The organism is Sulfurospirillum arcachonense DSM 9755 (assembly GCF_000597725.1).
GTDB lineage: Bacteria > Campylobacterota > Campylobacteria > Campylobacterales > Sulfurospirillaceae > Sulfurospirillum_A > Sulfurospirillum_A arcachonense.
The window spans coordinates 63,450-84,716 of sequence record NZ_JFBL01000011.1 but is presented as its reverse complement, the minus strand read 5'-3'; the positions used below and the strand labels follow the sequence as shown (position 1 = coordinate 84,716).

Genomic DNA, 21,267 nt, shown 5'->3' with positions numbered 1-21,267 from the left:
AGCTCTTTAAGAATTAATAGTATCTTTTATAACTTTGGCTAAGTTTGATATTTTTTTAATTTTTTCGTTATTACTTAAGGAATTATCAAGAAGTATTTTTACAAAAGCACTCCCAACAATAACCCCATCAACACCTACAGCTTTTTCTTTTGCCGTTTTTTCATCTACACCAAAACCAACATAAACTGGTGTTGAAGTTACTGCTCTTATATTAGTAATAGTTTGACTCAAATCTTCGCTTGCACCACTTCCTGTAATTCCTGCATATGCAACAAGATAGATAAACTTCTTACTATTTTCTACTACCTGTTTGATTCTTTGCTCAGAATCAGTAGGTGCAACAAAAGATATCAATGATAAATCTTTTTTATTCATTAAATCTGTATATACTTTTGCTTCTTCATGAGGAAGATCTGGAATAATAAATCCACTTACACCATACTCTTTAGCATAATCCGTAAAAAGATCCATTCCTTTATGATAAAAAGGATTAAAATAACCCATCCATAAAGTATCAATTTGAGTTGCTATTTGACTAGAAATTTCAAAAAGTTGTTCTATTTTAAACCCATTTTTTAGTGCTATTAAATTTGCTTCTTCTATGATGGGACCATCTGCTACTGGATCTGAGAAAGGAATACCAAGTTCTAATGAATCAACACCTGATTCTTTTAAAGCTAATGCTAAATCTATTGTAAAACTATTATTTGGAAATCCTGCAGTTATATATGCAACTAATTTTTTCAATTGTATTCACCTATAGTAAAATTTAATTTTTTTGTAATTTTTTTGGAATTTTTATAATGAGAGGTTCGAGCATGCCAAAATATTCATCATCATTTTCTATATTCATTCTATATTTTTCAAACTGATCACTCACCATAAGTAACCAATCTATAAACTCTTCTGATGCAGGACCTTCTACAATCCTAGCTTCTTCTACTACATCTTCACAAAGAGTTGCTAGTTTAATGATAGGTTGAAGTTTTAAAAAACCTGCTGCAGATTTCATGTTGTGAAAAATCCTGAAAAGTTCACTAATATTTACTTCATACTCTTCTGGTTTATTTAGTCCAATTATCAAGGGTTCCATAGTTTCACACATAATTCCATAATGAGAAAAAAAATCTTCAACAATCTCTAAATCAAAATCAACTTCTAATTGCTTGAATAATCCCATGTACGTCCTTTCGTCAAATAACTAATGCCAATGATTTGTAATCATACCATTTTTTAGATAAAATCTAATTCAAATAAAAGATTTTAAAAGGTTTTTAGTGAAAACAATAACTTCTATAAAAAAAGCAAAAGGAGAAATACCTTTAACAGTTATAACTGCTTATGATTCTCTTTTTGCCTCTCTATTTAACAATAAAACCGACATGATTTTAGTAGGCGATAGTCTCAATATGAGTTTCAATAACAAACCAGATACACTTTCTGCCTCGCTTGATATTATGATTTACCATACAAATGCTGTTTGCCAAGGTGCACCTGATACTTTTATAATTTGTGATATGCCTTTTGGTACTTATACCGATGAAGTAATGGCTCTTAAAAATGCTTCAAAAGTTTACCAAGAAACAACTGCTCATGCAGTCAAAATAGAAGGTGGCACAGAGCGTGCTCACATCATACAAGCTCTTACAAATAACTCTATTGCTGTAATGGGTCACATTGGTCTTATGCCACAATACGTTAGAAGTGAAGGTGGTTATATAGTTCGAGGCAAAAGTGAAGAAGATACTCTCAAACTCATCGAAGATGCTAAAGCTGTTGAAAAAGCAGGTGCATTTGCTATCGTTGTAGAAGGAGTGAAGTCTGAAGCTGCAAAAAGAATAACTGATGCTGTTAATATCCCTACAATCGGCATAGGAGCTGGAAACGATACAGATGGTCAAGTTCTCGTTTGGAGTGATATGCTAGGCTTTTTTGAGGAGTTTCAACCAAAATTTGTTAAAAAGTATCTCAATGGTGCAGATTTAGTAAAAAATGCTGTTGATAACTATATAACAGATGTTCAGACAAGGAAATTCCCTACACAGGAATATACTTACTAATGGAACGCATTGTAGAGATAGATAAAGTTTCTTTTGAAAATGCCTATGAAACATCTTTAAGGCCTACAAATTGGAATGATTATATCGGCCAAGAAAAAATCAAAAAAAACCTTCAAGTTTTTATACAAGCTTCTAAAAAAAGAGAAGAAGCCCTTGATCATGTACTTTTCTTTGGACCTCCAGGTCTTGGAAAAACAACTTTAGCTTATATTATAGCCAATGACATGGAAGCCAATGTAAAAATGACAGCAGCCCCAATGATAGAAAAAAGTGGAGATTTAGCAGCAATTTTGACAAACCTTGAAGAAGGTGACATACTATTTATAGATGAGATACATAGACTCTCACCTGCAATTGAAGAAATTCTTTATCCTGCAATGGAAGATTTTAGACTCGATATTATTATAGGAAGTGGACCAGCTGCTCAAACTATTAAAATAGATTTGCCTAGATTTACTCTTATAGGAGCCACTACAAGAGCAGGTATGATAAGCTCCCCTTTGCGTGATAGATTTGGTATGCATTTTAGACTACAATTTTACAATGAATCTGAACTTAGCCAAATAATAGTAAAAGCGGGGAAAAAACTAGAAAAAAATTGTAATAAAGATGCGTCTTTAGAGATAGCAAAACGCAGTAGAGGCACTCCAAGAATTGCTCTTAGATTATTAAAAAGAATTAGAGATTATGCTGATGTTGTAGATGAAAATAGTATCTCTCTAGAACGGGCAAAATATGGTTTGGATGAGCTTGGGGTAAATCATATAGGTTTTGATGAACTAGATTTACGTTTTTTAGAAGTACTCATTGAAGCAAAAGGAAGACCAATTGGACTTAGCACCCTTGCAGCAGCTCTAAGTGAAGATGAAGGAACAGTAGAAGACGTTATAGAGCCTTACTTAATAGCAAAAGGATATATTGAAAGAACTGCTCGTGGACGTATTGCAACACCAAAAGCATATGACATATTTAGACTAACCCATCCAAATAATATGGGTTTATTGGGAATAGACAATGAAAAATAGTAAATTTTTTTTAGGAGCATTATTTTTAATAATACTTTTTTGGGTCCTTCGCTTATATGAGCCTTTTTTACTTACTCTTACTATAGCTTCACTCCTAGCTATTGCTACTTATAATATAAACTTAAAACTGTTTCAAATAACTAATAATAAAATTATAGCTGCCTCACTCTCCACTTTATTATTATCTATACTGTTTTTTGGACCTATTGTTTATATTATAACTTCAATTGGCTCTACTGTTAAGCATTTTGATCCTACTATTATAGAAAAAATTATAACTTATTTATCATCATTAGATTTGCAACTCCCAGATACTATCTCTTTTTTAAAACCAAAAATAGATGATTTTTTTACTCATTTTGATATAACAAATATCACAAGTAATACACTATCTTACGCTGCTTTTATTGGGAAAAATAGTGCAGAATTTCTAAAAGATATGTTTTTAATAATCATCTTTTTCTTTTTTGCTAATTTATATGGTGGTGATTTAGTAAAATACATAAAAAACTTAACACCCTTAGATAACCAAGAGATTGATTTAGTCATTAAAGAAGTTGCTAATGTCATGAGTGTACTTTTTTACTCTATTTTAGTAACAGCCATATTTGAGGGAGCTCTTTTTTCTATTATGGGAGTTATGTTTGGATACAATGGTCTTCTTCTAGGAATACTCTATGGTTTTGCTTCGTTGATTCCCGTTGTAGGTGGAGCTTTAATGTGGGTACCTATTTGTGCTTATGAACTCGCACGTGGAAATCTTGTCGATGCTATTATAATCGCTTCTTATTCCGTGGTAGTAATCTCTATCATAGCAGATACATTTATAAAACCTCTTATCATAAAGTACATAAACACTTTAGCAAAAATACCAACGAAGATAAATGAGCTTTTAATATTTTTTGCTATTATTGCTGGGCTTTCGACATTTGGTTTTTGGGGGATGATACTTGGACCTGCGATTACTGCACTTTTTATATCTATACTCAAGTTATATGAACTACTCAAAAATAAACATTACATGTAAAGGCTAAATACCCTTTGCATGTAACTCTATTAAATATCTTCTATTACTACTGTCTTATTTCTACCAGTATCTTTTGCCTGATATAGTGCCTTGTCCGCTCTATTTATTGCTGCTTCAATATTATTGTCTTTTTCTATATTGACTTGTGATACACCAACACTAACAGTAAAATTTAACTCTATTTTTTCATCGATTTTAATAATTAATTCTTCAATCACTTTTCTAATCTTGTGAGCTATTTTACTTGCACCTTCTACATTAGTTTCTGGTAAAAGTATAACAAATTCTTCTCCGCCAAATCTACAAACAACATCGCTTTTTCTTTTAAAATTGTTCAAAGTTTCAGCAAAAACAACTAATGTATCATCACCTACTTTATGTCCATATGTATCATTTATATTTTTAAATTTATCAATATCTAACATAATAATTGACATATTTTCATTATTTCTTTTTGCTAAATCTAAAATATGTCCTGAAACTTCAGTAAAATACCTTCTATTAAAAAGTTTTGTAAGAGGATCTGTTGATGCTAATAATTTTAATTCTTCTTCTTGCTTTTGTAATTTATTTATTGTTTTTTGAAGTCTGAGCTTTGTTATTTGAAGATTTTTATTTGTTTTTTTTACTTGTTTTGTTCTAACAGCAAGTGATGCATGTGATTTTAACATAGAACCTTGTGCTTCTTTTTGCTCTGTCGTATCAATTAAAATAGAATATTTTACATATCTACCATCAGGCCAATTAATAAGCTCATCAAAAGAGTTTAACCATCTATCATCTAATTCATCAAAAAATTCACAAGAAAACTTTTTTGAATCAGTAAACTTATCTCTCGCTTTAAGGTCATCTATACTGCACCAACTACACTTCTCTGTTTTTCCATAAAGTTTTTCCCAACAATATGTTTCTTGAGGTGCATACATGTTATCTCTAACCATTTTATTTGCATAAATTATTTCATAAGATTCAACATCTACAGCATATGCTCTAAATGGTATGACATCCAATAATGCTTCAAATAATTTATTTTCTAACATGCACTATCCTAATTTTTATCATTTTTCATCATTTCTTTAAGTTTTTTATTGGCTTCACTTAGTTTTCTTGTTTGTATAGCTAGTTTTGTATGGGTTTTTATCATTTCTGCTTGTATATCTTTTTGTTTTGTTATATCCACAGAAATTGAATATTTAACTGTTCTTCCATCTGGCCACTTCACAAGCTCATCATAGCTTTGTAGCCATTTATCTGTTGCTTCATCAAAAAAAGTACTTACTAATTTTTCACTTTTATATACAGCTTCTCTTTTTTTTAACTCTGGTATAGTACACCATGAACAAATTTCTTCTTGTCCAAATACTTTTTTCCAACAATGTTCCTCTCTTGGTGCATATAAATTTTCACTCATTAATTTATTAGCATATACTACTTCATGAGTTTCTATATCTACGGCATATGCGGCAAATGGTATAACATCAAGTAAGACTTCAAAAAGCTTGTTCTCCTTCATATGTTATTCCTTAAATTTCATCTTCTAGTATATCTAAGTCATCATCATCTTCTTCAACAGCATATTCTATAAAAACTTCGCCTATCGCTGCTGCAAGTTTTTCTTCAGTAACAGGTTTTAGCATGTATCCAACTGCTCCTGCTTGTATAGACTTAATTACCATATCTTCTTGTCCGTGAGAAGTTATCATTATAATTTTTGCCTCACTATCATCTTTTATGATATTTTTAACAGCTGTGATACCATCCATATCTGGCATTGTTATATCCATAGTCACAAGATCTGGTTTTTTTGAAGTATAAGCTGATATAGCTTCTTGTCCATCTTTAGCACCAAAAATAGCTTCATGCCCTAGTTTTTCTATTAGTTTTATAAGTTTTTTTCTAATTATCAATGAATCATCTACTACTAAAATTTTTAACATTTTTTTCCTTTATTTTATTGTATCTTCTGATCCCATAGCACTAATACTCAATGTACCAAAATCAGTTGTTATATTTGCACTCAAAATTTTTGAATCTTTATATTTTTTTATATTAGAAGCATCATTAATAGTTATAGGTGGTGTTATTGTTACACCTTTACCTCTATTTGGAAAAGTTGGCAATGCTAAACCTATAATTGTATTTATAGTTTCTCCTGATACGCTATCTCTTACTTCTTCAAACTCTTCATCTTCAACTTGTTCCCCATCCATGAAAAGTTCGACCAACTTATCTAATAGAAGATTATCAAAGCTTATTACTATCATAGAATTCAATTTACCTCCAGTACCAATCATAGAAGTATAATCTTTTAAAACAAGCTTATCTGGGCTACTATTTTCTACTTCAACACCTTTTATATTTATATCCATATCTTCAGATAAAAATAGTTTTGATTGAAGTATTAACGCATCTAAAATCATCTATTCCCCCTTTTTATAAAGGAACTACAAATTCAAATGTAGTTCCTTTATTTTTTTGTGAATTTATTTTTATAATCCCACCAAGTTTCTCAATTTCTGATTTAACTGCTGACATACCTACACCTCGTCCAGATATTTGAGATACTTCATTTTTTGTACTAAACTGATCATTAAAAATCAATGCTTCAATATCTTTATTTGTAAAATTATTTATATCAATATTTAAAGATATCACTTTATCTCTAATTTTATCTATATCAAGACCTGCTCCATCATCAGCTACTATTATATGTAAATTCTTTTTTTCTTTATTAATAGTGCAACTTATAGTACCTACTTCATCTTTGTCCATTTCTATTCTTTCATCACTAGTCTCTATTCCATGATCTACACTATTTCTAAATACATGTATTAAAGATTTAATAAATGGCTTCATTTTATCATTTACTCTAAGTTCTTTATCTACAATTACTTTTAGAGGATATATAGATTTATCAAATTTCACACTTAAAGAATCAACTAATTTTGAATAAGAATCAAACATACTATAAAAAGTTTTACTTTTTAAGTTTTTGATATCCTCTGCGACACTTTTGATATCATATTCTTCATTGCTTCCATTGACTATTTCCATAATTTTCTTTTCAATTTGAGATATTGCCTCTTCTTTAATAACTATTTTACCCTTTTGATTAAATAATTCATCTCCTAAAATATCTTCTATTATAACTATATCTTTTTGTAGCCAATTACTAAGATCACTTTCATTTAAAATAGTTTGAAGATCTTTATTATTACAAGCTTTATTTAAAATTGAATCTGAAAAAGAAGACTCTATTTTGTGAAGCTGAGATACTATTTGACTCATTTCATATTGTGAAAACAATCCTTTATAAGTATGTATTTCTCGATAAAGTTCTGTTGCATTATAAAGTGGTGTTTTACTAGTATCTATTAAATCACTTTCATTATTTAGAAATTTTTCAAAATCATTTATTATCTCAAAAAAGTTCTCACTATCACGAACAACAGCAACTATCATTTTGAGTATATTTCTTTCTTTTTTTATTTTCTTTTCTAAAAGTTTTTTTGCTGTAATATCTGTCAGAATTAGCATAAATTTGTTGCTATCAATAATTTTATATTTTACTTTAATTGCTTTTTTATTAATTATAAATTCGCTTTGGAGTAAAGATATAATGGTTTTAATTTTTAATTTATTTGATTCTTTTAAAAGTGACTTTAATGTTTGGGCAAAAAACTCTTTTTTATAGTCATTATTTGGATAAAGTAGCTCCACTATATCTTTTCCACTGATGTCTTTGTTAAATATCTTTTTACATATCAAAGAATATTCTTCATCAACAATCAAATTAATACCAAAAGATAAAAATCCTTGGTCTGCATTATCTAAAAGATCGGTTATACTTTGTGTTTTCTCTTCTACCTTTTTTTCTAAATTTGTATTGAGCTCATGGATCTCTTCATGAAGTTTAGTACTTACTTCTATATTTTCATTTAAAGATTTTGCCATTTGACCAAACTCATCATTTGAATCTAATTTTATTTTTTCAGTGTTAGTTTTTTTATTTTGTAAAAACAAGAAAAAACTATCTAATCCACTGTGTATTATCTTAAGTGGCCTATTCACAAAATTCATAAGTAAAATTGTAATAAGCATCAATACAGTCAAAAAAGAACCAATAGCAATATACAATTTAATTGTATTTGATTTACCTTTTTGTATATCTATCTCTTTATTAAAATTTTCAATATCTCTTTTTGTATTCTTTTTTAGTTCATTTATCTGATTTATAATAAGTGATTCGTCATAATATAGAGTAGCGTAACCAATTCTTTCTATTGAATCATCTGCTACTATATTTATGGGTCTTTTTATCTTTGCAAATTTTTTATACTCTTCAGGGATTGAGTTTTTGAATACTATTTTATTGTCTATTTTCAAAGCAGCTAAAAAAACTTCTCTTACTGCATTATCCCAAATTTTTATAGCTTTTATGCCATCTTTTTTCATATCATAATATAAACTCTGTTCTAATCCATCAGTGTCAAAATTAAGTAAATAAACTGATGAATTTTTAGAAATAGCGCTAGCTACTGTTTTCATCTGCTTTTTGTTTAACTTTAGTCTCTCTTGTTGTCTTTCATCAAGAGCTTTCATAGCAGAATTGAGATTATAAGATCTTATGTCACTTATTAGTCCATTATCATTTTGCGAAAACAAATAAGCAGAGCCAATAAAAATTCCAGCTATAACTATACTCAAAATAATTAAAGTTTTTAAGATAATACTCTGTTTCAATTTTCAAACCCTACAATTTTAATAATTTTTTATGATTTTATTATATATACCATTAGACTTAATCTCATCCAATGCTTTTTGCCATTTTTGGATAGTTAAATCTGAAGTTTGTTTATTAAAAGCAAAATACAACTCATTATTTTCAAGAGTATAAACAACTTCATAATCATCTACTTCATAACCATTTAAATCAATACTATAAAAAGCAACTTTTGTTTCATAAGCCAATAAATCGATTTTACCTTTTTCCATATAATAAAATGAAGTTGCTAAACTATTTATTCCATCGATGGTATAAATACTACTCTTAGAAACTCCTTTTTCTAAAAGAAGTGTTTCACCAATATCTTTTTTCATAGCACCTATTTTATATTTATTTAAATCAGAAATTTTTTTTATTACTATATTTTTACTCTTTAGTGCTGTGACTCCCACAGTTGTTTTATATATAGGACCAACCCATTTAAAAAGATTTTCTCTAGATTTTGTTCTTGTAGTTGAAAATACCATATTGTTTTTTATGTTCATTGCAAGTGAGTACGATTCAGACCAAGGTAAAAGCTCTATATCTTCTCTTTTTTGTTTTGAATTCATTTGCTTTAGCATAGCATCCAATACATCAACTGAAAAACCTTGAAGTTCTCCATCTATTTCCATATTATAAGGAGGATAATTTTCAGTCATCATTCTTATATCATTTGCTTGTAAAATATGCATTATCCCTAAACAAAAAAATAAAATTATAATTTTTTTCATTTTATTTTCTTCTCTTATATTTACTCATAATTTTCTCATATGTTCCATTTTTCTTTATAATATCTAATGCTTCTTGCCACTGTTTAATTATCTTCGCATCAGTTTTTTTATTAAATGCATAATATAAGTCAGCTTCTGTTAATATATAAATAACTTCGTACTTACTTATGTCATAACCTGCCATTTTTGCTCCATCAAATGCAGCATCTATATTATAAGCGAACATATCTATACGATCTTTTTCCATTTTAGTAAAAGATAAATTTATGGCATTTTCACCATTTAGATGTTGTATACTGTTTTTATGGACATTTTGTTTAAGTAAAAGTTGTTCTGCCACATCTTTTAGAACAGCACCAATTTTATATTTATTAAAATCTGATACATCTTTAATAACAATATTTTTGCTTTTTAGTGCTATTACACCAACTCTTGTTTTTGAAATGGGTCCAACCCATTTAAATAAATCATCTCTTTGTTTAGTTTTTGTTGTTGAAAACACCATACTATTAGGAACTTTAAGTGCAATAGAATATGCTCTTGACCAATTTGTAAGTTTAATATTTTTTATACTTTGTTTTGATTTCATTTGTTTAAACATTGCATCTAAAATTTCTACAGAATATCCTGTTAATTCACCAGCAATTTTCATATTATGTGGTGGATAATGTTCTGTATATATTTTTATATTTTTCGATTGAGCTCCAAATAGATTTATCACCAACATTATAACTACCAACATCACTTTCATAATTTAAACTCCACTGTAAATATGTATATTAATTATAGCCGAAATAGCCTAAAAAATATTTTTACTAAAACAATACTGATTTAAAAAATAGAAATTATATGCGATTTTAAAATTTCTATTGTATTGTTATGTCTTGCTTTTCTTTTTTCTATGAATTCTTTTCTATCTTCACTTATATTTTTAAACTCTTTTATAAGTTTGTCATAGTCTTTATTTAAAAAAGTATTGTTTGTATTCATCATGTTTTGCAGTTCATACAGGTGAAAGCTTATCTTCAAACGTTCTTTTATCTCTTCAATTTTAGGCTGATACAAAGAAAATTTTGTTGGATTTTCTTCATAAAGTTTTACTGATTGACTTATCTTTTTTTCTAAAAAAGCAACACTTACTTCTGCTGCATTTTGGTAGTTAAAACTTACAGCTGAACTTAGATGATTAAACTGTGAACTAATTCCAGCATAGGAAGAGTGGATTTCATCACTAAAAGGCTTGAGTATATTTTCATAAGCTTTTGAGGCAAACTTACGTATGTTAGCAAATTCTATATCAGAGTGAAGAGCTTCTGTTTTTCTAATAAACTCATAAGGACTTTGCCATTTTCTTATCTTCTTTTTCAGTATTTCATATACTAAGGCATTATTCTCATTAACTTCATCTTGAATCTCTTTAAGATTTTTAACATACTTTTTAAACATCTTTCCAACAATATCATCATCATAAAAAAGATGCTTATATATTAAGTCTGAATCAATTTTTGCAGTTTTATACTCTATTGCTTCGTAAACTATTTTTTTATTTAAAAGTCCTGTTTTCTGTTTTGCATATCTAACTCTTGAAGTTGTATCTATATGGTTATAAATATCGTTAGCGATTGTATCTATTATCTCTTCAATTTTACTATAAGCATCTTTGAGTTTTTTTGTAAATTTCACTTTTAATTCGCCAAACTTTTTATCGGCCTCTTCTTCAAAGTTACTTAGTTCTTTAGACAATTCATCATAAATTTTGAGAAAAAGTTCATGTTGGTTTATCAAAGAATCACAAATAAAACGGATGTCTTTTTTGATTACAAAATCTTTTGAACTATTTGCAATTGGTCTAATCTCTTTATTGATAAACTCTAATACCAACTCTATATTTGAATCTTTTAAAAGTGCTATATTTTTATTTAAATCACTACCTAAGATACTCTCTATCTTCGTTTTATATTGATTAAAGGGCTCTTGTATATCGTTAAGACTATGTTCTTTAATCTCTTTTCCAAGAAGCCTTAAAAACTCTTCTAACTCTTCTTCTATAAGTACATTTTTATCGTGACTTCTTGATTCTAATGCTTGTTTCGCTGAAATTGGTATAACTTCACTAAAAAATTCTGCAAAACTTTTTTTAACATACTGCGTTGTTTGTTCTACTTGTTCTGGTGAAAATTTATCTTTTTGATTTAAAACACAAAGAGATTTATTTTGATACTCATTTAAATACTCTTCTAAAACTTTTGCTTCACTAAGTTTTCCTGCATTATCTATCAATGACAACCAGATGATTCCATCTACTTCTTTAAGTACTTTTTGAGTGGTAGTTGTATCAGTAATAGCCTGAGAATTAAGTCCTGGAGTATCTACAAACTCTATGGTCTTGAGTAGTTCAAGAGGCACATACAAAGTAAGGTATTCTATCTCTTCAACCTCACCTCTTTGATCTGTAAACTTTGCTATATGCTCTACACTTTGATACTCTTCTCTTCCATCTACGTAACGAATTTTTATTTTTAACTCATCACCATATTTTATATAATTTACTTTAGAAGTTACAGGAGTGATTCCTGTTGGAAGTATATTTTTTGAAAGAAGTGCATTTAAAAATGTAGATTTTCCACTTGAAAACTGCCCAGTAATTGCAACTTTCATAGGCTCTTTTGCTCGTACATGTAAAAAAGCCAACTTTTGTTCAAGCTCTTTTGAGGCAGACATTTTTTCATCTAACAAAGTGTATCCTGTTTTTTGGATAAGCCCTATTAAACTCTCATCAAAAGTAGGGATTTCTTTTGTAAATTTTTCTTTATAAGTTATGATAAAAGAATCTAATATACTCATTTTTTCAAATCCTCCTCTACTTTTGAGAATACATTTAATTTCAAATCTATACTTTCAAGTCTTGAAGTTGCATCAAATGATTTATCTTCTGCTCTTTTTTTAGCAGTATTTAAAATCTCTTCTTTTGATTTCATCTCAAACTCAATTTTTTCAAGCGGTACTTTACACTCTAATTCAAATTCATTTACCAAATCTTGATTGATTTTTTGTGCTTTTAAATTGAACTTTTCGTATAAATCATTTAAAGCTACTTCAAAAAAACTTTCTAAAACTATTCCTAAACCCTCTATATCTTTTTTAGAGTGAGATTTTATAGCACTATTTACTTTGTTAATTAAAACAGCGTTAGAATTGAGCAAGTTTAAATCACTAAAGTGTTTTTCAAAAAACTCTTTTGCATCACCCCTATTACTGTTTTCTTTTATAAAATCTTCAAAATCTCTAGCAATTTTTTCAAATGAGTTTTCTATCTTTTTTTGAAATTGGTACCGATAATCTCTTAACAAATCAATAAATCCATCTTTTATAGCTGTTTCGATTATATAACTTATTCTTTTCTCTTGCGGTTTTTTCTTGTTTTTTCTAATCTCATATGAAACATCATCAAGAACTCTTCTTTTTACAACTGACTGTAAAGATGAAAATTTGTTTTTTGAAAAGTTTTCTAGTGTAGAAAAATACCTTGTAAGTTCTTCTTTTTCATCAAGTATTTTTGTATTTAATTTTATTATTTTTTTCTTTATTTCTTCTATTTCTTCTTTATATTGAGCCTGTTCATGAGCAATTTCACTGGCACTTTTTCCTAAAAGATTTTTTTCTACATGTAAAGCATTTTTCCCTGCTTTTATAATATTTTTTAACTCTTTAGTATTTGCTTCAACTATAAGTTTTGCTTTTTGTGAATTATCTCCAAAAAGAATATCATTTAAATAGTCCTCTACATGTAGAATTCCCGTTTTTTCTAAATCATATCCACTTTTGATTGCTTCATCTTCTTTTCCAATTCTATGAAAAAGAGCCATCATCCCAGCTATAGGGATAAAATCTATTTTTTCTATAATAGAGTCAAATTCACTTTGTTTGTTTAAACTTTGCAGTTTTGCTTTTATACTAGATTTTGTATATGCTATAACCTCTTCTAATTCTTTTTGCTCAACTGTATCAATTCTTGTTATGACAACAAGGAGTCTAGCAATGTTTTGGTAGAGTAAAGTATCTGTTATAAACTCTATATCTTTTTCAGTTGCTGATTGATTTACGTTCATAAGATGGCACATCAAATCACACTGAGAGAGATAGTTTTTTGTTATCTCTTCACGCTGAATTACTGGATCATCAAGACCAGGAGTATCAACAATCTCAACACCATTTTCTACAAATTTTAAATCACTATAAAGTTCTACACTTTTTACTAAATTACATTTTTTATCTGAATACTCTGCTGATGTATAAGAAGGAAGCTCATCTATACTAATTTCATAACTTCTTCCCTCTTGAGTAATAAACTCATCTAAAGTATCTTTAAAATGCTCTTTTGTCTCTTTTATAAATGGTTTCATATTCTCAAGGGTACTAGCACTCTCTTCTATATTTTCCCACTCTTTTTTATTCCAAAAATTTACTTTTGCACTTGGTTGTTTTGCATATTTTATCACTGTAAGGTTTGCAGTTTCAGGGATCACTGAAGTTCCTAAAACTTCTTTTCCTAAAAGTGCATTGAGCATAGTTGATTTACCAGCGTTCATAACACCAGTAATTCCTATGGAAAATTTTTCATTTTTTAATTTTTCGGGTATTGCATCTAATCTATTTTCTAATGATTTATCTTCAACTGCTTTTTTAAGGTTTTCAATCGAAGTAATAAAAAGATTTATAGCACTCTCATAAAAGTTTGATCCACTTTTTGCTTTTTCTACATGTAAAGGTTTTAAAACCTCTTTTTTCTCTTCAATGAGTGCCAATAAGCTAATGAGTTTTCGTGCTTTTTCATACCCAATAACTTCTGCTTTTCGTAACGTATCAAATCGCTGTTCTATATCTTTGTTTAGTTTAGTACTACCTTTTTTATTGAGAAAAAAGAGTAACTCTTTTTGTATAAATTGAACTCTTTTTTTATCCCATTCTTCTAATCCTGCAAGAAACTTTAAAGCATCTTGAGACTCTTTGATTTCACTGAATTTATCTATATTTGAATTAGAAACTACGAGCATTATAGAAGAGTAATCACAAAAAGACTCATAATCACTTGTTAAAGCGGTATTTAGGAAACTATTGATTTCTCCATTACTAGAGAATAATCTTTTTGCATCTTCTTCCCAAATAAGAAGAAAAAAATCGTTTATTATGTGCATTGATTGTATTCCGTATCATGTGTTTCACTCTAAAGTAAAACAGTTTTTTAATTTTGCTTACATATACTCACTTATGTAATCATTATTTTATTAAAAGTAAGTATACAGAAAAAAAATTTATTAAAGGGTGAGGATAACAATTAAATTGTCATCCTCAAAAAAGTTTAACGTAAAGCTACTAGTTTACGTCTCATATAAGCAATTTTGCTTTGTAGAGGTAAATGTTTTGGACAGTTATCTTCACAAGCTAGAAGACTCATACATCCAAAGATTCCATCATCATCACCAACTAACTCATAATAATCTTCGATAGTTCTGTTATCATGAGGATCACATTCAAAACGAGCAACTCTGTTAAGACCAACTGCCCCAACAAAATCAGGTCTCATAAGTTTTGTACCACATGCAGCAACACAAATACCACACTCAATACATCTATCAAGCTCAAAAGTTGCATCGGCAACATCTGGCTCAATTGGAGCTTCAAGTTTAGAAATGTCTACTTCATGCTCAGTATGAATCCAACTTTCAACACGCTTACTCATATCATTCATCCAGTTACCAGTATCTACTGATAAATCTTTGATAAGTTTAAATGCAGGCATAGGGAAAAGTTCCAATACACCATCAGGAAAGTTTTTAGTAAGCGTACGGCAAGCAAGTACAGGTTGACCATTTACCATCATCCCACAACTTCCACAAATACCAGCACGACAAACAAAGTCAAAAGAAAGATCTGCATCCATTTCTTCTCTAATTTTTGTTAAAGCAATAAATAGTGTCATCCCATCAGTTTCTTCTAACTTATACTCAACCATGTGAGGTTTAGAGATTGATGAGTTTGGATTATATTTTAATGCTTTTATAGTTATTGTTCTACTCATTTTGTATCTCCAAATCTCTCATTTTTAACTTTGTAATATGGTTGTAACTCGAAAGGCATAAGAGCATCTTGAATCTCATGTCTGTCTTTACCAGCAGCTTCCATTTCTTCACGAATTTTATCTACTTCAGCTTGACGCTTAGCACTTAATTCATTTTCAATTAACATACCTTTAGCCCCATATCCACGGAATGCTGGTGGTATTTCCATTTTCATAATATCTAAATCTTCATACGTAATTGTTGGAAGAGTTTTGCCTTCTTCCCATGCAGTTAGAGTTCTTTTTAACCAGTTTGCATCATCACGTTTTAGATAATCTTCTCTATAGTGTGCTCCACGACTTTCTGTTCTCTCTCTTGCACCCATAGCAACACATAAAGCAAGTTTTAGCATCATTGGAACTCTATACGCTTCTTCAAGTTCAGGGTTAGCTGATAGAGTTTTTGATTTTACTTTTACATCAAGTGATTTTTTATAAAGTTCTTCTAATTCGTCCACTGCAGATGCTAGACCTTCAGCGTCACGGAAAATTGCAACTTTATCCCACATGATTTCTTTCATTCTGTTTTTGATTTCAAAAACATTATGAGTTCCTTCTTTTTCAAGAAGTTCTTTCATATAAGCAGTTTTTGCATCAACAGTATCTTGCAATGTTTTAGAGTTAATATCAATCTCATTTGCAGCACAAAAATCAGCAAAATAATTACCAACAATCATACCAGCGACAACTGTTTCACTTACTGAGTTACCACCAAGTCTATTAAAACCATGCATATCCCAACAAGCTGCTTCACCAGCAGAGAAAAGACCTTGAAGTGTTTGAGATTCACCCGTTGCTTTAGTTCTAATTCCACCCATTGAATAATGTTGCATAGGAAGAACTGGAGCCCAACCTTTAGGACCTTCATCAGCAGGATCTATACCATTAAATATTTCACAAATTTCTTGAACATCACGTAAGTTTCTCTCAATATGCTCACGTCCTAGGATAGAAATATCTAACCATAAATGCTCTCCATAAGGAGAAGGAACACCTTTTCCATTTCTAATATGCTCTAGCATACGACGAGATACAACGTCACGTGATGCTAGTTCTTTTTTCTCTGGCTCATAATCTGGCATAAAACGGTAACCATCAACATCACGTAAGATACCACCATCACCACGACAACCTTCTGTTAAAAGGATACCTGATGGTACAATTGGAGTTGGATGGAACTGAACAGCTTCCATATTACCAAGTGTAGCAACACCAGTTTCAAGAGCGATAGCAGCACCTGTACCTTCACATACAACAGCATTTGTAGTTTGCTTATAGATTTTACCATAACCACCAGTTGCGATTAATGTTCCTTTAGCAACATAAGCAGTAAGTTCGCCTGTTACTAAATCTCTTACTATCGCACCATAACAACGGTTATTTTCATGGATAAGTGAAATTGCTTCTTTTCTATCTTCAATGTTAACATTAAGTTTTAAAGCTTCATTTGCAGCAGCAAATAACATTGTATGTCCTGTTGCATCTGCTGTATAACAGGTTCTCCATTTTTTAGTACCACCAAAGTCACGAGAGTGAATCATACCATGTACTTCTTCATCTTCTACAATAGTAGTTTTTTCTGCATTGATAATAGCTTCTCTAGGACCTTTAGCGATTCTCGTCCAAGGCACACCCCAAGCAGCTAATTCACGAATTGCTTTTGGAGCAACCGTAACGAACATACGTGCAACGTCTTGATCACAACCCCAGTCACTACCTTTTACAGTATCTGAAAAGTGAACATCTTCGTTATCACCTCTACTCATTTTTGAGTTACCAATACTTGCTTGCATACCACCTTGGGCTGCAGCTGAGTGAGAACGCTTAACTGGAATAAGACTTAAAACAGTAGTACTTAATCCTTTTGCTTGTGTAGCAACCGCGGCTCTTAAACCTGCAAGTCCTCCACCTATTACCAATGCATCACAATATTTTACATTCATATTTACGACCCAACCTTAATATTATCTATAACTTTTATCATTGCTGATGGTTGATATCTCTCACCAGCATTATCTTTTTGTTCTAATCCTATTTTAAAATATGCTACAAATGTTAAAATACCTAAAGTTAGAAAGAAAGCAGTGATTACCCATTTTACTTTTTTCAATTTAGCTCTTGTCTCTTTTGCATTATTTCCTTCAAACCATCCCCATTTGATACAAAGACGATACAATCCAATTCCACCATGAAATTCAACTGCTAAAAGAAGAAGAATATAAAACGGCCAAAGACTATATATACGTGAACCTGAAAGATATGGTCCTATATCAGCAACATGTAATAATATTATAAATAGATGTGCTGAGCCTAAAAAGAACATTACAAAACCAGTGATTGCTTGTACATACCACATACTAGTTTCATCATGCTTCATCATTTTCATATGAGTTTTATATACTTGCCATTGACGAAAGTTTATAGGAAACTTTCTCATTCCAAGTCCAGCATGAGTAAAAAACACAACTAAAACAAATATTATCAGTACAGCGTCTATCCAATGCTGACGTTCTTCAAAAAAGAACCCACCTTCAAACATCTTTGTAACATTGTACATAAGATCATTGCTTACTAAAATAGTCGATACAAAGAACATATGTCCCCACATAAACAGACCTAAAAATAGCCCTGTTGCACTCTGAACAAAATCAAGCTTAGCTGGAAGCCTACTTTTTTTGCCCTCCACAGATTTACCTAAAAAACCTTCGATAAGGTCACTCACTTTCGCATCCTTTTTGTGGTTTCCCATGCTTTCGCAATGGGTGTTTTGGTTATAATACTACTTTTTGTATTAGACCTGAATTATGTTCAAAATCTATACTAATTTAAAAGTATTAAAAGAATTTTATCAAATTTATAGGATATAAAAGTGACTTATTTTATTTTATTTGCATTTTTTTGAAGGTAAATATAAAGTATGATTGCTGTAACAATCATGAGTAAAGAAAGAGCCTGTCCCATACTCATCCAGCCCCCATATACGAAGCCCATTTGGAAATCTGGCTGTCTGTAAAACTCTGCAATAAACCTAGCCATTGAGTAAAGAGCTCCATATAAAGCTATAAGTTCTCCAGAAAATCTTTTTTTATTTCTGTATAAAAAAAGAACTAAAAAAACACATGCTCCCTCTAAGAAAGCCTCGTAAAGTTGGGAAGGATGTCTTAAAACGCCATCTACATAAATGCCTATGCTAGAGTCCGTTGCACGTCCTACTAATTCTTGATTTAAAAAATTACCTAATCTTCCAAAGATGTAACCAATCGGAACACTTAGGGCAACTAAATCTAATAATTCCCAAATATTTGTCTTTTTATGTCTATATTTAAAAAGTAAAGTTGCCAAAATAAAGCCTATAATAGCTCCATGATAACTCATACCACGAATGCCAACAAAAGTTCCATCCAAAAATGGATTAAACATTTGCCAAGGATGTGTTAAATAATAAGAAGTATGAGTATCATAAAAAAGTATATAACCTATACGAGCTCCTAAAATAATTCCAACTTCTATCCATATAAAATAATTATCTAAAACAGCTTCCGTTATAGGCATTTTATCTTTTTTCATAAAAAACTTCGCCGCACCAAGAGCAGTTAAAAGAGCGAGAACATACATAATCCCATACCAATGAACAGAAATAAAACCCAAATCAAAAGCGATAGGGTCAAAGTGATTATATATGTTATTCCAAAATGTCAATTAATTTGCCTTATATGTAAAAGTTTTTTTCATAGAACTATTTTTTCAAAACATCCATATTAGGTTCTTTTGCATGTTTTAAAAGAACATAAACTATAACAGCAAATAGTACAAGCATAAAAGCTGTAAAATAGACTGGGATATCTTTTAAAACTACAAATGTTACTATCAATATAGAAAGTAGAGTTGGTCCTTCGTTGTATGCTCTAAAAAACTTTCCACTTCTTTTACATGTACCGTTTAAAAGTTGTTTTCTGTACACTTCCATAGAATAATCGTACCCTATAAGAATAACAAGTAAAAATAGTTTTGCATATATCCACATTCCTGTTTCAAATAGTACTGGGTTCAATACTAACATAACAACTCCACTTATAATAGAAGCCCACATAGCTGGAATACCTATATATTTGTATAATTTATACTCTTGTATTTCTACAATCTCCACAAATTGTGGTTTGTCCATATGTTCTACATGATAAACATAAAGTCTAGGCAAGTAAAAAAGCACTGCCATCCATGATATAAATGACATTATATGAAATATCAATATATATATGTAATAATCCATTAGTTTTCCTTTAAGGCTTGAGCTATTAACTCAACCGGGTTTTTAAAAATTGTTTTTACATCACTAATGTGCATTGAGTTGCCTATTTGCATACGACAGGCACTGCACTCTGCACTTACTATATCTGCTTTTGTCTCTTTTATCATCGCAGCTTTTGGAAGACCTGCTGCTTTTGCAAAAGCAAACTTTTCTATTTGAATGGTAACTCCACCAAAGCCACAACATCTGTTTGGATCACTCATCTCTTTAATAAGATAGTTTTGACCTATTAAATCTCTTGGTTCTTTATACACACCTTGCATTTTTCTAGCATGACAAGGATCATGATAAGTAACGAGTGCATCTAACTTCTTTTTTTCTTTTAGTATTTCTTGAAGTTTTGTATTTTTAGCTAAATACTCTGTTGCCATATGTATTTTAGGTTTTATTGCAATGGCACGTTCTCTCCACTCTGGTTGGTCATGAAAAAAGTGTGCATAATCTTCTTTTATCATAGCACTACAAGTTGCTTCAGGAATGATAATCGCATCTAAATCATCTTGAAAGCTTTCAATATACTCTATATTAAATTTAGCAAGAGCATCCACACTATCAAAATCTCCCGTGAAATAAGAAGGAGCACCACAGCATTTTTGCTGTTTTATAAGATATGCATCTATCTTTAAAACTTTTAATATTTCTAAAAGTGATTTCCCAACATCTGTATACATGTAATTCCCAAGACATCCTATGAAAATTCCAACTTTTCCTTTTCCCCCATTTTTTATAACATCCGGATGAGAGTTTAAAAAACTTTTCCTTGCTAAACTTGGAAAAAGTCTATCATACTTTATAAGAGGAAAATTTCGTAAAAACATTGAACTTCGTTTGTCATCTTTTTTAAATGCACAAGTTTGAAATACAAATCCCAATTTTGCACCTATATCCATAATCTTACGATTGCGAAGGAGAAAAAATGCAAGCTTTTTATACCAAGCCAAACCATATTTTTTTCTTATATCATTTCTTGCTTGCTCAATAAGCATGTCTACTGGTAAGTCATTTGGACAAATATCAACACAATTTGTACAAAGAAAACAACTCTCAAAAATACTTTTTACATTTTTATCTAACTCTAAATGACCTTTTTTATACGCTCCAAGCAATTCTAAAAATCCACGAGGAGATGTAGCTTCATCACCATTTACATCATGAATAGTACAAACAGGTATACATTTACCACACTTTATACAGGTATCACTTATGCTATCATAATCAAACATTTATAT

At 30.1% G+C, this 21,267-nt stretch carries 20 protein-coding genes; 3 read left to right on the top strand and 17 right to left on the bottom strand.

From position 1 onward, the window contains the following. Positions 1 to 6: 6 nt before the first annotated feature. Both trpA and K354_RS0109700 read right to left on the bottom strand, forming a co-directional pair. On the bottom strand, positions 7 to 747 hold the full coding sequence (gene trpA, locus K354_RS0109705; RefSeq protein WP_024955302.1) for a tryptophan synthase subunit alpha: 741 nt from the start codon (positions 745 to 747) through the stop codon (positions 7 to 9). A gap of 22 nt (positions 748 to 769) precedes the next feature. Next, positions 770 to 1,180, bottom strand: coding sequence for an Hpt domain-containing protein (locus tag K354_RS0109700; protein ID WP_024955301.1), 411 nt, complete (start codon positions 1,178 to 1,180; stop codon positions 770 to 772). A gap of 97 nt (positions 1,181 to 1,277) precedes the next feature. Between K354_RS0109700 and panB the strand changes: the two genes are divergently transcribed. The 3 genes from panB to K354_RS0109685 are packed head-to-tail and all read left to right on the top strand — an operon-like array spanning position 1,278 to position 4,112. Beyond that, positions 1,278 to 2,060: a 3-methyl-2-oxobutanoate hydroxymethyltransferase gene (gene panB / locus K354_RS0109695; protein ID WP_084607357.1), complete on the top strand. Its 783-nt coding sequence runs from the start codon at positions 1,278 to 1,280 to the stop codon at positions 2,058 to 2,060. Beyond that, on the top strand, positions 2,060 to 3,085 hold the full coding sequence (ruvB, locus tag K354_RS0109690) for a Holliday junction branch migration DNA helicase RuvB (protein WP_024955299.1): 1,026 nt from the start codon (positions 2,060 to 2,062) through the stop codon (positions 3,083 to 3,085). The genes panB and ruvB overlap by 1 nt, the downstream gene beginning before the upstream one ends. Further along, positions 3,075 to 4,112 (top strand): AI-2E family transporter, encoded by a 1,038-nt coding sequence (locus K354_RS0109685; protein WP_024955298.1) that lies wholly within the window; start codon positions 3,075 to 3,077, stop codon positions 4,110 to 4,112. The genes ruvB and K354_RS0109685 overlap by 11 nt, the downstream gene beginning before the upstream one ends. 29 nt (positions 4,113 to 4,141) lie before the next feature. Here the strand turns inward: K354_RS0109685 and K354_RS14740 are convergent, their stop codons facing one another. From K354_RS14740 to K354_RS0109610, 15 genes are all read right to left on the bottom strand, one after another. Next, positions 4,142 to 5,152, bottom strand: coding sequence for a GGDEF domain-containing protein (locus K354_RS14740; RefSeq protein WP_024955297.1), 1,011 nt, complete (start codon positions 5,150 to 5,152; stop codon positions 4,142 to 4,144). Between the two features lie 8 nt (positions 5,153 to 5,160). Next, positions 5,161 to 5,625 carry a hypothetical protein gene (locus K354_RS0109675; RefSeq protein ID WP_024955296.1) on the bottom strand — a complete coding sequence of 155 codons (465 nt, stop codon included), beginning with the start codon at positions 5,623 to 5,625 and terminating at the stop codon, positions 5,161 to 5,163. Positions 5,626 to 5,635: 10 nt separating this feature from the next. Beyond that, complete coding sequence (locus K354_RS0109670) at positions 5,636 to 6,049, bottom strand: response regulator (RefSeq protein WP_024955295.1); 414 nt, start codon at positions 6,047 to 6,049, stop codon at positions 5,636 to 5,638. A 9-nt stretch (positions 6,050 to 6,058) separates the two neighbouring features. Continuing rightward, positions 6,059 to 6,532, bottom strand: coding sequence for a chemotaxis protein CheX (locus K354_RS0109665; RefSeq protein WP_024955294.1), 474 nt, complete (start codon positions 6,530 to 6,532; stop codon positions 6,059 to 6,061). Between the two features lie 13 nt (positions 6,533 to 6,545). After that, complete coding sequence (locus K354_RS0109660; RefSeq protein ID WP_024955293.1) at positions 6,546 to 8,855, bottom strand: ATP-binding protein; 2,310 nt, start codon at positions 8,853 to 8,855, stop codon at positions 6,546 to 6,548. 18 nt (positions 8,856 to 8,873) lie between these two features. Beyond that, the gene (locus K354_RS0109655) at positions 8,874 to 9,611 is read right to left on the bottom strand and encodes a substrate-binding periplasmic protein (protein ID WP_024955292.1); all 738 of its coding nucleotides are present in this window, start codon (positions 9,609 to 9,611) and stop codon (positions 8,874 to 8,876) included. Between the two features lies 1 nt (position 9,612). Then, the gene (locus K354_RS0109650) at positions 9,613 to 10,362 is read right to left on the bottom strand and encodes a substrate-binding periplasmic protein (protein ID WP_024955291.1); all 750 of its coding nucleotides are present in this window, start codon (positions 10,360 to 10,362) and stop codon (positions 9,613 to 9,615) included. Positions 10,363 to 10,442: 80 nt separating this feature from the next. Next, entirely contained in the window at positions 10,443 to 12,455 is a 2,013-nt protein-coding gene (locus K354_RS0109645) for a dynamin family protein (RefSeq protein ID WP_024955290.1), read from the bottom strand. Then, the gene (locus tag K354_RS0109640) at positions 12,452 to 14,806 is read right to left on the bottom strand and encodes a dynamin family protein (RefSeq protein WP_024955289.1); all 2,355 of its coding nucleotides are present in this window, start codon (positions 14,804 to 14,806) and stop codon (positions 12,452 to 12,454) included. Before K354_RS0109640 ends, K354_RS0109645 begins: the two co-directional genes overlap by 4 nt. Positions 14,807 to 14,970: 164 nt before the next feature. Beyond that, positions 14,971 to 15,690, bottom strand: a complete 720-nt coding sequence (locus tag K354_RS0109635) for a fumarate reductase iron-sulfur subunit (protein ID WP_024955288.1) — start codon at positions 15,688 to 15,690, stop codon at positions 14,971 to 14,973. After that, complete coding sequence (locus K354_RS0109630; RefSeq protein WP_024955287.1) at positions 15,687 to 17,672, bottom strand: fumarate reductase flavoprotein subunit; 1,986 nt, start codon at positions 17,670 to 17,672, stop codon at positions 15,687 to 15,689. The genes K354_RS0109635 and K354_RS0109630 overlap by 4 nt, the downstream gene beginning before the upstream one ends. Positions 17,673 to 17,674: 2 nt before the next feature. Beyond that, on the bottom strand, positions 17,675 to 18,451 hold the full coding sequence (locus tag K354_RS0109625; protein WP_024955286.1) for a fumarate reductase cytochrome b subunit: 777 nt from the start codon (positions 18,449 to 18,451) through the stop codon (positions 17,675 to 17,677). A 152-nt stretch (positions 18,452 to 18,603) separates the two neighbouring features. Next, the gene (gene lgt, locus K354_RS0109620) at positions 18,604 to 19,428 is read right to left on the bottom strand and encodes a prolipoprotein diacylglyceryl transferase (protein WP_024955285.1); all 825 of its coding nucleotides are present in this window, start codon (positions 19,426 to 19,428) and stop codon (positions 18,604 to 18,606) included. A 37-nt stretch (positions 19,429 to 19,465) separates the two neighbouring features. Next, on the bottom strand, positions 19,466 to 19,999 hold the full coding sequence (locus K354_RS0109615) for a CopD family protein (protein ID WP_024955284.1): 534 nt from the start codon (positions 19,997 to 19,999) through the stop codon (positions 19,466 to 19,468). Further along, positions 19,999 to 21,261 carry a (Fe-S)-binding protein gene (locus K354_RS0109610; RefSeq protein ID WP_024955283.1) on the bottom strand — a complete coding sequence of 421 codons (1,263 nt, stop codon included), beginning with the start codon at positions 21,259 to 21,261 and terminating at the stop codon, positions 19,999 to 20,001. Before K354_RS0109610 ends, K354_RS0109615 begins: the two co-directional genes overlap by 1 nt. Positions 21,262 to 21,267 lie beyond the last annotated feature (6 nt).

Excerpts from the sequence above, each read along its gene's own strand:
- K354_RS0109700 (WP_024955301.1), bottom strand. The coding sequence starts at position 1,180 with ATGGGATTATTCAAGCAATTAGAAGTTGATTTTGATTTAGAGATTGTT.
- ruvB (WP_024955299.1), top strand. The coding sequence starts at position 2,060 with ATGGAACGCATTGTAGAGATAGATAAAGTTTCTTTTGAAAATGCCTAT.
- K354_RS0109685 (WP_024955298.1), top strand. The coding sequence starts at position 3,075 with ATGAAAAATAGTAAATTTTTTTTAGGAGCATTATTTTTAATAATACTT.
- K354_RS14740 (WP_024955297.1), bottom strand. The coding sequence starts at position 5,152 with ATGTTAGAAAATAAATTATTTGAAGCATTATTGGATGTCATACCATTT.
- K354_RS0109675 (WP_024955296.1), bottom strand. The coding sequence starts at position 5,625 with ATGAAGGAGAACAAGCTTTTTGAAGTCTTACTTGATGTTATACCATTT.
- K354_RS0109670 (WP_024955295.1), bottom strand. The coding sequence starts at position 6,049 with ATGTTAAAAATTTTAGTAGTAGATGATTCATTGATAATTAGAAAAAAA.
- K354_RS0109665 (WP_024955294.1), bottom strand. The coding sequence starts at position 6,532 with ATGATTTTAGATGCGTTAATACTTCAATCAAAACTATTTTTATCTGAA.
- K354_RS0109655 (WP_024955292.1), bottom strand. The coding sequence starts at position 9,611 with ATGAAAAAAATTATAATTTTATTTTTTTGTTTAGGGATAATGCATATT.
- K354_RS0109650 (WP_024955291.1), bottom strand. The coding sequence starts at position 10,362 with ATGAAAGTGATGTTGGTAGTTATAATGTTGGTGATAAATCTATTTGGA.
- K354_RS0109645 (WP_024955290.1), bottom strand. The coding sequence starts at position 12,455 with ATGAGTATATTAGATTCTTTTATCATAACTTATAAAGAAAAATTTACA.
- K354_RS0109640 (WP_024955289.1), bottom strand. The coding sequence starts at position 14,806 with ATGCACATAATAAACGATTTTTTTCTTCTTATTTGGGAAGAAGATGCA.
- K354_RS0109635 (WP_024955288.1), bottom strand. The coding sequence starts at position 15,690 with ATGAGTAGAACAATAACTATAAAAGCATTAAAATATAATCCAAACTCA.
- K354_RS0109630 (WP_024955287.1), bottom strand. The coding sequence starts at position 17,672 with ATGAATGTAAAATATTGTGATGCATTGGTAATAGGTGGAGGACTTGCA.
- K354_RS0109615 (WP_024955284.1), bottom strand. The coding sequence starts at position 19,999 with ATGGATTATTACATATATATATTGATATTTCATATAATGTCATTTATA.
- K354_RS0109610 (WP_024955283.1), bottom strand. The coding sequence starts at position 21,261 with ATGTTTGATTATGATAGCATAAGTGATACCTGTATAAAGTGTGGTAAA.